Origin of the sequence: Lacticaseibacillus sp. 866-1, assembly GCF_016861825.1 — a bacterium.
Taxonomy (GTDB): domain Bacteria; phylum Bacillota; class Bacilli; order Lactobacillales; family Lactobacillaceae; genus Lacticaseibacillus.
Genome location: NZ_BOLU01000005.1, coordinates 65,126 through 76,902, shown reverse-complemented (window position 1 = coordinate 76,902; position 11,777 = coordinate 65,126). Strand labels below are relative to the sequence as shown.

General features: G+C 58.0%; 12 protein-coding genes and 1 pseudogene. 5 read left to right on the top strand and 8 right to left on the bottom strand.

Annotated elements, in window-relative coordinates:
- Positions 1 to 200: 200 nt before the first annotated feature.
- Both JUE30_RS03005 and JUE30_RS03000 read right to left on the bottom strand, forming a co-directional pair.
- Entirely contained in the window at positions 201 to 671 is a 471-nt protein-coding gene (locus JUE30_RS03005) for a hypothetical protein (protein WP_125756127.1), read from the bottom strand.
- Complete coding sequence (locus JUE30_RS03000) at positions 668 to 1,846, bottom strand: AI-2E family transporter (RefSeq protein ID WP_203623558.1); 1,179 nt, start codon at positions 1,844 to 1,846, stop codon at positions 668 to 670. Before JUE30_RS03000 ends, JUE30_RS03005 begins: the two co-directional genes overlap by 4 nt.
- A gap of 219 nt (positions 1,847 to 2,065) precedes the next feature.
- Between JUE30_RS03000 and JUE30_RS02995 the strand changes: the two genes are divergently transcribed.
- Entirely contained in the window at positions 2,066 to 2,257 is a 192-nt protein-coding gene (locus JUE30_RS02995) for a hypothetical protein (RefSeq protein WP_203623557.1), read from the top strand.
- Between the two features lie 122 nt (positions 2,258 to 2,379).
- Positions 2,380 to 3,006, top strand: a complete 627-nt coding sequence (gene lexA / locus JUE30_RS02990; RefSeq protein ID WP_203623556.1) for a transcriptional repressor LexA — start codon at positions 2,380 to 2,382, stop codon at positions 3,004 to 3,006.
- Between the two features lie 157 nt (positions 3,007 to 3,163).
- On the opposite strand, the gene JUE30_RS02985 is transcribed toward lexA, so the two are convergent.
- Genes JUE30_RS02985 through JUE30_RS02970 form a run of 4 tightly spaced genes read right to left on the bottom strand, consistent with a single transcriptional unit; the run spans position 3,164 to position 5,545 of the window.
- Entirely contained in the window at positions 3,164 to 3,637 is a 474-nt protein-coding gene (locus tag JUE30_RS02985; protein WP_203623555.1) for a hypothetical protein, read from the bottom strand.
- Positions 3,638 to 3,647: 10 nt separating this feature from the next.
- Positions 3,648 to 4,592 (bottom strand): AEC family transporter, encoded by a 945-nt coding sequence (locus JUE30_RS02980; protein WP_125756117.1) that lies wholly within the window; start codon positions 4,590 to 4,592, stop codon positions 3,648 to 3,650.
- A 54-nt stretch (positions 4,593 to 4,646) separates the two neighbouring features.
- Positions 4,647 to 5,189, bottom strand: coding sequence for a 5-formyltetrahydrofolate cyclo-ligase (locus JUE30_RS02975; protein ID WP_203623554.1), 543 nt, complete (start codon positions 5,187 to 5,189; stop codon positions 4,647 to 4,649).
- Complete coding sequence (locus tag JUE30_RS02970) at positions 5,189 to 5,545, bottom strand: DUF488 domain-containing protein (protein ID WP_203623553.1); 357 nt, start codon at positions 5,543 to 5,545, stop codon at positions 5,189 to 5,191. Before JUE30_RS02970 ends, JUE30_RS02975 begins: the two co-directional genes overlap by 1 nt.
- A gap of 123 nt (positions 5,546 to 5,668) precedes the next feature.
- Here JUE30_RS02970 and JUE30_RS02965 point away from each other — a divergent pair, with 123 nt between their 5' ends.
- Positions 5,669 to 6,595, top strand: a complete 927-nt coding sequence (locus JUE30_RS02965; RefSeq protein WP_203623552.1) for a magnesium transporter CorA family protein — start codon at positions 5,669 to 5,671, stop codon at positions 6,593 to 6,595.
- Between the two features lie 57 nt (positions 6,596 to 6,652).
- Positions 6,653 to 7,594 (top strand): magnesium transporter CorA family protein, encoded by a 942-nt coding sequence (locus JUE30_RS02960; RefSeq protein WP_203623551.1) that lies wholly within the window; start codon positions 6,653 to 6,655, stop codon positions 7,592 to 7,594.
- Here the strand turns inward: JUE30_RS02960 and JUE30_RS02955 are convergent.
- Together JUE30_RS02955 and JUE30_RS02950 are read right to left on the bottom strand one after the other, a co-directional pair.
- Complete coding sequence (locus tag JUE30_RS02955; protein ID WP_203623550.1) at positions 7,585 to 8,955, bottom strand: class II fumarate hydratase; 1,371 nt, start codon at positions 8,953 to 8,955, stop codon at positions 7,585 to 7,587. The genes JUE30_RS02960 and JUE30_RS02955 overlap by 10 nt on opposite strands.
- Positions 8,955 to 9,839 carry a LysR family transcriptional regulator gene (locus JUE30_RS02950; protein WP_203623549.1) on the bottom strand — a complete coding sequence of 295 codons (885 nt, stop codon included), beginning with the start codon at positions 9,837 to 9,839 and terminating at the stop codon, positions 8,955 to 8,957. The genes JUE30_RS02955 and JUE30_RS02950 overlap by 1 nt, the downstream gene beginning before the upstream one ends.
- Positions 9,840 to 10,114: 275 nt before the next feature.
- On the opposite strand from JUE30_RS02950, the pseudogene JUE30_RS02945 reads away from it, so the two are divergent.
- Positions 10,115 to 11,776, top strand: a pseudogene (locus JUE30_RS02945) (malolactic enzyme); the annotation flags it as partial.
- Between the last annotated feature and the right edge of the window lies 1 nt (position 11,777).

Below are 11,777 nucleotides of genomic sequence, written 5' to 3'. Positions count from 1 at the left end.
ACACACTCCATTTCTAATTTCTTTGGTCGGAGAGCAGACAAGGGACAGTGTAATGTCCTCTTTGTGTGCTCAGACATAAAAATGGTATATAAAAAGGAGTTTCGAGGCAAGATGCCTTTCAACTCCAAATATCGTAGCGCCATTAAAACCGCTTGACCTGTCTGTGACGGGCCAAGCGGTTTTGCATTTCAATGAAAAAATTACTGGACCTGCTGCACGCGGATCTCGACGTTTTGCGGCACCCGCGGGCGCAGCACTTGGATCAGCGACTGCAGATCGCTGCGGAAGGTCAGGCGCACGAAGCGGCGGGCGGACAGGCCAAACACAGCCACGACCATGGCCTGGCCATTGGGCAGCTGCAGTGGGGTCAAGGTGACACCGACCAGGCGCGTGTAAGGGATGACCCGTGAGAACAGGCCCACGTTGATCAGGCGCGTTGGCGTCAGGCCGGTGCTGCCTGTCATCACGGTCAGAGTCAGGAAGGCCGCCATGAAGACGACATAGTACATGTTGCCGACGCCGGTGCTGACGAACCAGAAGCCAAAGAAGACGGCCATGACCAACTGAAAGGTCGAATACGCGCCGCGCACGTCGATTTTACTCTGCCAGAACAGGTAATACGCGCCCAGTCCGATCAGTGCGGCATCTAAAAGTATCAGAAAAGTGTTCATTTTGAGTTATCTGCTTTCTCCTGCGAGGTGAGTTGCAGGGTCTTGTCGGGAACATCGCTGGGGTAGAGCCCGGAGACTTGCTGGTACCATCTGAACAGGCGCACCACCACGATCTTGATCACCGCAAAGCCGGGGATTCCCAAGATCACACCCACCAGTCCGAACATGGACCCTGCTGTCAGCAGGACCACGACAATGGTGATCGGGTGCATCTCTAGTTTACTCCCCATGACAAACGGGGAGATCAATTGCGTCTCGAGCAGCCACTCGATGAAGAAGACGACGATTACCGCGATGAACATCTTCGGCCCCTGAATGGCGCCCATGATCAGCGCTGGCACCATCGCGAGCGCGGAACCAAAGTAGGGGATCAGGTTCAACGGTGCCGCCAGCATCCCAAAGATCAGGCCGTAGCGCAGGCCGATGATCGAATAGCCGACCATGAAAATGATCCCGACGGCGATGGCGACGGTCAGCTGGCCTTGCACGTACGAGCCGACCTTGACGTTCATCTCGTGCAGCATGTCGCCAAAGCTCTTGCGCTGCTTGGTTGGGACCAGGTGCAGGATCATTGGCGTGAACTTGTTGCCCTCTTTGAGCATGAAGAACAAAATGATCGGCGCGGTCGCCACGGTAACCACCACGGTGCCGACAGTGGAGATGATCGAGGACAAGGACGACAGCGTCCCCGACAAGATGGTCGAGCCGCGCTTGGAGACCCAAGTTTGGATCTCGCCGGCGAACTGACTCAGCTGCTTGTCGCTGAAAATGTTCTGCTGGTTATTCAGGTCGGTGATCCACCGGACGAACTCGTCCCAGTAAGTCGGAGTCGCATTAATGAAGCTGCGCAGCTGGCTTTCGATGGGCGGCACAACGCGAGTGATGGCTAGGACGATCAGCCCAATCACGAGGAGGAAGACCAACGCGATGGCCAGCAGTCGGTTGAGGCCGCGCTGATGCAGCCAGTTGACGACGGGGTTGAGCATGTAGAACAGGATTCCGGCGAGGATGAACGGCGGGGCGACGATGCTCAGAAAACTGACCACAGGCTGAAACACCCAGGCAATTTTGGTGAAAATAAAAATCGCGAGCAACGCGAGCACCAGATCGACCAGGATCACGGCAAACTTGTTGTTTAAAAACCGCTGGTAAAACTGTGAGCGTTTCGTTTGCATGCGCGCACCCCTTTGAGTTTGTTGACTACTTCTATGATACCTAAATGAGGGGGTGAAAGCGAATCCGGCGCAAGGCTGATTTGTTTGTGAATTGTAAAGAATAAATGCCAAGTGCCGGCCGAATTGCCCCGAATGTAAATTGATTATATACAGAACCTTTACAAAAGCAAGATTTCGGGTATAATCAGAACTATCAAAATTACGAGAGGGGGGCGTCCAATGAGTATGAAAGTCATGAAGTGGAGTCTGCGCGCATTGATCGCAGTGACCGTGGTCCTGCTAGTCATCAATACCGTGCTCGGAATCGGGCTGATCGCAGTCGACATGTTGTTCGGCGGCGTCTACCTGATGCAGCGCAATAAGTGCGACCGCCGGCAGCTGCACCGGCTGGACCTGATGCATCGCTTCTAGGGTTCACATGAGACCGCTTGGGCGGTCTTTTTTGATGCTTTCCTAAGCTGCGGTCCTTTTGCTTGCAAACAAGCGTTCCCGCTGGTATGATAAAGAAAACTAGAGAGCGGAGGCGGACGGCCATGCCATCCCAAGCAAGTCAGAAACGTTGGAAGCAGATCCTACACACGATTCATGATTCAATTCAAACCAATGGGTTTCCACCAACCGTGCGGGAAATCGGCAAAAACGTGGGCCTCAGTTCCAGCTCCACGGTCGCCGCGTACCTCGACCGGCTCCTGGCGGAAGGCTACATTGCCAAGGACCCGGCCAAGCCGCGCACGCTGATGCTGACCAAAGCCGGCTTGTCATACATCGGGATTGCCGAAGAAGGCATCCCAATCGTCGGTACGGTTGCCGCCGGGGTGCCGATCACCGCGATTGAGAACATCGATGGCTATTTTCCGATTCCAGATGATCTGGAGTACATTGCAGATGACCTGTTTATCCTGGAAGTTTCCGGTTCGTCCATGATCAAGATCGGCATTCTGGATGGCGACAAGCTGATCATCAAGAAGCAGGAAACCGCCGAGAACGGTCAGATTGTGGTCGCCATGACCCAGGACGACGAGGCGACGGTCAAGCGCTTCTACCGCGAAAACGGCGGTGTGCGGCTGCACCCGGAAAATGATTCCATGTCGGACATGTACTTCGACGACGTCTCCATTCTGGGTGTGGTCGTTGGCCTGTACCGCAGCGAAGTTAAATAAGCACAAACGTCAAAAGGCTGAGCCATCAAGCGGGTTTAGCTCAAAGCACAAGCGCCCCTGCGCCACGATTTGTTTTTAAAATCGCGGTGCAGGGGCGTTTGTGCGCTTGGACGTTGCTTTATGGAACGCGACTAAGCAATTTTGGCTTACTTTCTCTTTAATGTTTAATGGTGCTGAGGTCGTCGTTTTTGACCTGCCGAAACAGGGGCCCGTCCGGCAGTTGTTTGATCTTGGTCGCACTGAGCTTCTGGAAGACCCATGTGCTGCTTTGCGCATTCGGCTGCGCGCGGCCGGTGAAAGTGTATGTGTGCTTGCGCAGGACCAGCCTGGCGGCAAACACCCCGGCACTGGCCGTCGCATAACCGGCCTGAGCCTGCGAATAGCGCTGGACGTCCACAAAGTAGCCATCAGTTGAGGCGGTGATCTGCAGGACTTCACTCGCATCCGCAGTGTTGACCCAGTAGTGGCCGATCAGATCATCCATGCCGGCCTTGGTGTTGGGCCGTTTTTTCGGTGCCGCCTGTTTGCTGATTTTGACGCTGCTGCTCGAGCTGGTTTGCGGCGCTTTTTTTTGACTGCCGCAGCCGGCGAGGACCAGCACCAGCGCAGCGCTAAGCAGAATTTTCTTCAATGTATTTACCTCACAGATGTTGCACTAAGGTCATGACGATTGGGATCACCACGATGGCAAACAGGGTGGTTGCGGAGACGGTGATCGCGGCGTTTTTCGAATCGGCGCCGTACAGCTTGGCGACGACCGGGGCGTTAGTCATGACCGGCATGCAGGACTGCAGGATGAAGACTTGCTTCATGAGCAGCGGGACCGGGGCGAAGGCGACCAGCGCGTACATCACCAGCGGCGCAAAGACGAAGCGCCCAGAGAACACGCCGAGCAGTTCGCGGTCGAAGCGGATGTTTTTGATGCCGGCCTGGTACATCGCGATGCCGATGAAGAACATGGAGCCCGGGATGGTCAGGTCACCAACGTAGCCTAAAGTGGCCGAGAGAAAGCTCGGCAGCTGCACATGCAGCAGGACGAGCACGACGCCGACCATGAAGCCCAAAAGCGGCGGCGAGAAAATTTTCCCCAGCGTCTGCTTGAGGTCAAAGTGGGCGGCGTGCGGGCCGTCGCGCTGGATCAAGTAAACCCCGATCGTCCAGAAAATGGTGGTGTTGGCCATGTAGTAAACCAGCACATACGGCACGCTTTTCGGCCCAAACAGCGCCAGGTTGACCGGCAGGCCGATAAACACCGTGTTGGAGTTAAAAAACATGGACTTGAACAGGCCGCGGCGCTTGGGGTCAACGCGAATCACGCGCGCCACCACAAAGGACAGGGCAAACAGGATGGCCATCGACAGCACTGGAAAGCGCAGGTCCGGCAGCAGTGCCGCCAGCTCCCTTGCGGAAAAGCGCGAGCAGATGGTTTCGATCATGTAGGCGGGCAGGGCGACCTGGGTGACGACCTTGGCGATCACACGGCTGGAGCGGTCGTTGAACCACCCCAGGGCGGTCAGCCCGTAGCCGATGGCGACCAGGATCAAGATCTCGGAGACCCCGCCTAAACTTGAGAGAAAACTAGTCAAAAAATTACTCCTCACATGCGGCAAACACCTTGCCGCTGGTTTTTCGCTGCGAGACTAAACGGTCAGCAGCGTTTGGATCAGGACGTCGAAAGCTTCGACCGGCCACGCCGGCGCGGCAAAATTCATGACACTGGGGACCAAAGCGACGGTGGGGCCATCGTACTTCGCCAAGAAGCGGTCGTAGTAGCCGGCGCCAAAGCCGATGCGGGCGCCGGTGGCCGGTACGAAGGCGACCCCGGGCACGATCACCAGGTCGGGGTGCTGATCGACTGCGGCCTCAACGTAAGGGGGCTCGGGGATGCCGAACTTGCTGGTGACGCGATTGGCGCTGCCTGGGTCTTTCAAAAAGGCCATTTGGCGGTGCGGCATCACGCGCGGCAGCAGCACCGTTTTGCCGGCCTGCTGCGCCGCTTCGATAATGCCGCCGGTGGTCACTTCGATCGGGCCGCTGACGGTGGTGGCGATAGTGCGGGCGGATTGCCACTGCGGCAGCGCCAGCAGCTGGTCGATCAGGCCGGCACTTTCGGCCTGCGTTTGCTTGGCCGCAGCGTTGAGCCGCTTGAGCTGGGCCTTGCGGAATTCGGGTTTGGTTTGCACTAGCCGATTTTCTCCTTCAGGTAGTCTGCGAGCACCGTGGCATTGTTGTCAGCTTCATCCTTGGCCCCGAAGAGCAGGAGCACTTTGTCGGTGTCGAGCTGGCGAATTTTTTGCAGAAAATCCGGGGTTTCCGGATTGGCGTCGAGCTCGGCAATGTAGCGGCGATTGAATTCCTCGGCTTTTGCCGGGTCGTGGCCGTACCACTTGCGCAGTTCGGTTGATGGGGCAATTTGCTTGGCCCAGTCGTCGAGCCGAGCGTTGATCTTGCTGACGCCGCGTGGCCAGACCCGGTCGACCAAAAGCCGGTACCCCTCCGGCTGCTCATGGGCGTAAATCCTAACGGGAATGAACTCCATCGTGAAGACTCCTTTCTGAAACTACCAATACCCAAATTAAAGGCTTATTCAAGGCGCGGGTCAAGGCAGTTGGGACTGCCTTGAAGTGCTAAACTTAAAACCATCAAGTTCAGGAGGTGTGAGATGCATCTATTAACCACACTTGGCGTGAAAGGGAACAGTCCAGCCGCCGCCCCGCAGTGGCTGTCCGTTCAGGAGGCCACCCAGGAAGAATGCCACGACCTGGCCGCGCAGTATCACATCCCCATCGACTACATGACCCCGGTGTTCAACGCCCACGAGAATCCGCGCGTGGAAGGCATGGACGATAAAAGCGGGGCCGGCCTGATCCTGGTGCGCTGCCCGTACCAGACCATCAGCAAAAATGGGGAGCGGACCTACGCGACCAGTCCGCTGGCAATCATCATTCAGGATGACCTGGTGACGACGGTCAGCCCGCGCAAGCTGACCATTCACAACCGCTGCCTGCAAGCCAGTGCGACCACGGCAGACCCAATCGTCTATTCGCTGAGTGTGCTGAATCTGGTGTTTGCCCAATTTCTCAATGACACGGACCAGCTGGCGTCGCAGACCCAAAGCATGGAAATTCGGGTCGGCAACGCGTCACACAACACGCTGCTGTATGAAATCATGGCCGTGGAAAAAAGCCTGGTCTTTTTCACCTCGGCCTTAACGGACTCCCAGAATATCTGGCCGCAGCTTCAGGCGTCGGCGTATTTTGCCAGTGACCCGGCTCACCGCCGCAAGCTGGTGATCGCCGAGCGCACCGCGCACCAGGCCTACACGCTGGCCCAATCCAACTCGGCGATCCTCGACCAGTATAATGCCACGGTGTCCTCGGTGGTGTCGAATAACCTTAACCTGATCATGAAGGTGCTGACGTCGGTGTCCATCATCATGACGATCCCGAGCATCGTCGGCAGTCTGTGGGGCATGAACACCCGCGTGCCGTGGCAGCAAAGCATCTGGGGGTTTTGGGCCCTGATTTTTGCCACCATTGTCCTGTGTGTGGCCACAGCATACTGGCTGCACAAGAAGGACTACTTCTAAAGCGTCGGACGTGCAAAGCGCGAGGGCACCTCTCTACAATTAAAGGGGAGGTGTCTTATGCAAAAAGACTACGCGATCAAACAGTCTCAAACCACCAGCGCCACGGAAACCAGCGGGGCGTGCTGGCACTGTGTCTTTGACCCAAGCGAGGCTGAGCTGCAGGCCTTAAAGGCGCAATACGAGTTGCCGGACGGCTACGTGGAAGCGGCGCTTGACGACCACGAGGACGCGCGCAGTGAAGCGTTGCGCGAAGGCGCTGACGCCCCTGGCTTCATCCTGGTGCGCGAACCTTATGCCTACCAGGGCGATACGGGCCATCGCACGTACGCAATCATGCCGATCGCCTTGATTTTGCTGGCCGATGAGCTGGTCACGATCAGCCGCGACAAGCCGCGGCTCATGGATGCATACTTGCAGGCGCTGGACCAGGTCGAAACCGCCGACAGCTTGGCCTTGCGCATTGTCGACCGGGTACTGGACTGCTACACCAAGGACATTGACGATATGGCCGACAGCACGCACAAGATGGAAAAGCAGGTCAAGAATTCGGCCAAGAACACACTGATTTATGAAGTGATGAGTCTGGAAAAAGGGCTGGTGTACTTCAACGCTGCGCTGACTCGCACCAAGACCCTGGTGGCGGACATCCGCGATAGCGACCGTTATTTTCTGGCGGCCAGTGATGCCCGTGTCTTGTTTCTGCTGGACGTGAAGGTGCGCCAGATCCTGACGACGGTGGCAAGCACTGAGGAAATTTTGGATCAGTACAACAGCGCGATTTCCTCGGTGGTCGGCAACAACTTGAACCTGATCATGAAAATGCTGACGTCGGTGTCGATCCTGCTGGCGATTCCGCCCATCATTTCCGGCATTTTTGGCCAAAACACCTGGATCCCCTGGAAGGGTCAGCCGGTGTATGGGTTCTGGCTGACGCTGGCGCTGGCGGCGGGCATCAGCGGCGCCGTGGCCTGGTGGCTGCACCGCAAAGATTACTTCTGAGCGGCGTTGGTCATTTTCAGCGGGTCGACCCACGCGTCAAACTGTTCGGCTGTCACTGCACCTGAGGCGAGCGCTGCCTCGCGCAGCGACTGGCCGTTTTTTTGTGCCGTTTGAGCTAGCTTAGCCGCTTGCGCGTAGCCGATGTGCGGCGAAAGAGCCGTGACCAGCATCAGGGAGCGGTCGACCAATTCTTGCATGCGGGCCTGATTGACGCTGAGGCCTTGCAGTAGCAGCTGGTCGAACTGAGTCATGCCGCCGGCTAGCAGCGTGCAGCTTTCCAGCACGGTGGCGCCGATCACCGGCTTGTACACGTTCAGCTCAAAATTGCCCTGACTTTCGGCGATGGCGATGGTCGTGTCATTACCCATGACTTTCGCGGCGATCATGGTCAACGCTTCCGCCTGCGTCGGATTGACCTTGCCCGGCATGATCGAGCTGCCGGGTTCGTTGGCTGGGATGGTCAGCTCACCGTAGCCGCCGCGTGGGCCGGATGCCAAAAAGCGGATGTCGTTGGCGATTTTCATGAGGTCGGCGGCCAGCGTCTTCAAGGCGCCGTGAACGGCAGTCAGTTCGCTGTGAAAGGCCAGCCCGTGGAACTTGTTGGGCATTTCGGTGAAGGGCAGGCCAGTTAGCGTCGCAATTTGGGCAACCATGGCGGCCGTCTGCTCTGGGGTGGTGTTCAGGCCGGTGCCGACGGCGGTGCCCCCTAAAGCGAGCGTCAACAGCGGTGCCTGCAGCGCTTGCAAGGTGGCCGCGTCTTGTTCAAGGGTGGTACGCCAGCCGGAGACCTCCTGGCCGAAGGTGAGTGGGGTGGCGTCTTGCAAGTGGGTGGGGCCCAGCTTCACGACCTGGGCGTAAGCGGCCTCCTTTGCCTGCAGGGTCTGGATCATGGCCGCGGCCGCCTCAGCAACTTTGGTCACGGCCGGGTAAACGGCCATGTGAAGTGCAGTGGGGAAGGTGTCGTTGGAACTTTGACCGCGGTTGACGTCGTCGTTGGGCAGCACCGGCCGGCCCAGCGCGACGCTGGCCAGGTGAGCCAGCACCTCATTGACGTTCATGTTGGTTTGCGTGCCGCTGCCGGTTTGGTAGACGTGCAGCGGAAAGTCGGCCATCAGCTGGTCATCTGGCAAGGCCTGCAGCTGAGCGGCGGCGTCAATGATGGCCTGCCCGACCGCCTGGTTCATGCCTGCCTTCATGTTCACCGCAGCGGCAGCGGACTTAATGGTCAGCAGCGCCCGGATGATTGCCGCCGGCATCAGCGGGCCGGTTTTAAAGTTGTGGCGGGAGCGCTCGGTTTGCGGGCCCCAGGCCGCACCATCCGGAATTTCAACTTTGCCCAAGGCGTCTTTTTCAATGCGCATTATTGCTCTCCTTCTTTTAATAATAATTGCAGCAGTTGATCGGTGGCCGGCGTTTGCCGCAGTGTGCGGCTGGTGACCAGCGCGATGTCAAAGGTCGGCTGGCCGGGATCGGTCAGGGGGATGGTCACCAGGTGATCGGCCGGTTGGACCGCGATTTGCGCCAGCAAGGCGATGCCGACGTTGGCCTGCACCATGTGCTTGAGCAGCGCCACGTCCTGCGTGCGGTACACCACGCTGGGCTGAATGCCGGCGGTGTGGGTGAACCATTCGAAGGCTTTGGTGTGGACAAAGCCTTCCGCCAGGGTCACGAACGGTTCGTTTTTGAGTGCCGCAAAGGCCAACTGCTTGCGCGCAGCCAGCGGATGTTCTGGCGATACCACCACCGTGAACGGCACGCGCCGCAGCGGCTGCACAGTCAGCGCCGGTGCGTTCAAAGGACCGGTCGATCCCAGCAAGGCGCCGTCGAGGTGGCCGGCGCGCAGGTCGGCCAGCAGATTCTGCGAGCCGGCTTCAACGGTTTGCAGCTGGTCGATCAGTCCCGCCTGCATCAGTGCCGGTGCGAGCGTCGGAAAATAGAAGTTGCCGATGATCGGCGGCAGACCAAAGCGAATCTTGCCGCTGCGCGCGCGCGCCAGCTCTGCCTCAGCAGCGGTCAGCTCCGCGGTGATCACCCGGACGTGGGCAGCGAGCGTTTCGCCGGCCGGTGTGACGGTGATGCGGGCGTGGCTTTGGTCGCGGTCGATCAGCTGGATGCCGAAGTGCGTCTCCAGGCGTTTCAGCGCCATCGTGATGGTCGGCTGGGTAACACCAAACTGGGCGGCCACCTGAGAGAAGTTTTTGATTTTGGTCAAGGCCTCAAAGTATTCTAAGTCGCGCGTGTTCATGGCTTGCCTCCCTTGCTCATATAAAGAAAGATTAACACAAAAGTCGGCGGTCGGAATGCCGATTAAGTGAAAAGAGAATGATAAGCGCCCTTGGCTGCGTAGGCGGCGAATAATTATTTAATTTATTTTTCGCCGTGAAAGTGAGGCTCGGTTCGACCACCTGCAAAGCGGTGGTCAGCCTGCTCATATAAGTAAAGCGTATTAAATTGCCCGCGTTTGACTATATTTTTGTATGCCGCGTAAAGTGACCTCTGTAATCAAATAGGAGGACACATCACATGAAATACACACCAGAGCAATTACTTCACGATCCATTTTTAAACAAGGGCACCGCTTTTACCGCTGAGGAGCGCGCCAAGTACGGTCTGAACGGGCTGCTGCCAAGTGCTATCCAAACCTTGGATCAGCAGGTGACCCAGGCCTATGCCCAGCTTCAAAGCAAGCCGACCGACTTCGCCAAGCGCCAGTTTTTGATGCAGCTGTTCAACGTCAACCATGTGCTGTTCTACAAGCTGTTCTCCGAGCACATTGTGGAATTCATGCCGATCGTTTACGACCCAACCATCGCCGACTTCATTGAAAACTACTCCGCAATTTTCGTTGAGCCGCAGAACGCGACCTACCTGAGCATTGACGCGCAGGATGACATGGAAGCCGCGTTGCGCCACAGCGCCAACGGCCGCGACATTCGCCTGATCGTCGTGACTGACGGCGAAGGCATCCTGGGCATCGGCGACTGGGGCACGCAGGGCGTCGACATCGCGGTCGGCAAGCTGATGGTGTACACCGGCGCTGCTGGCATCGACCCAAGTCAGGTGCTGCCGGTTGTCCTGGACGCCGGGACTACCCGCAAAGAACTGCTGGATGACGACCTTTACGTCGGCGTACGGCACGAGCGTGTTTACGGCGAACACTATCACGCCTTCGTTGACAAGTTCGTGGCGACGGCCGAGAAGCTGTTCCCACACCTGTACCTGCACTTTGAAGACTTCGGCCGCGCTAACGCCGCCGACATTCTCAATCAGTACAAGGACCAAATCACGACCTTTAACGACGACATTCAAGGTACCGGGATCATCGTGCTGGCCGGGCTGTTTGGGGCCATGAACATCTCCAAGCAAAAGCTGACCGACCAGGTGTACATGAGCTTTGGGGCCGGCACTGCCGGCGCGGGCATCACCCAGCGCGTGTACGACGAGTTCCTGCAGCAGGGCATGGCGCCGGCCGAGGCCAAGAAGCACTTCTACTTGGTCGACAAGCAGGGTCTGCTCTTTGACGATGACGAGACGCTGACCCCGGCGCAGAAGCCATTTGCTCGCAGCCGCAGTGAATTTGCGAACGCTGATGACCTGACGACGCTGGAAGCTGCCGTTAAGGCCGTGCACCCGACCGTTTTGGTCGGCACCTCCACGCAGCCTGGCAGCTTCACCCAGCCAATCGTTGCCGAAATGGCCGCGCACACCGACCGGCCGATCATCTTCCCACTGTCCAACCCGACCAAGCTGGCCGAGGCCAAAGCCGAGGATCTGATCAAGTGGACCGACGGCCGCGCCTTAGTTGCCACCGGGATCCCGGCTGCTGATGTCGTGTACAACGGCGTCACTTATGCCATCGGCCAGGCCAACAACGCCCTGGTATACCCAGGCCTTGGTCTGGGCACGATCGCCGCAACCAGCAAGCTGCTGTCTGACGCGATGATCTCTGCCGCTGCCCACAGCCTGGGTGGTCTGGTCGACCCTGACAAGGCCGGCGCTGCCGTGCTGCCGCCAGTTTCCAAGCTGGATCAGTTCAGCAAGACGGTCGCAATCGCAGTGGCGACTCAGGCGGTCAAAGATGGCTTGAACGAAGAACCAATCCCTGACGTCAAACAGGCGGTCGCTGACATGCAGTGGACCCCTGAATACCGCGACCTCACCGATGTAGAAGTGGAGGACTAAT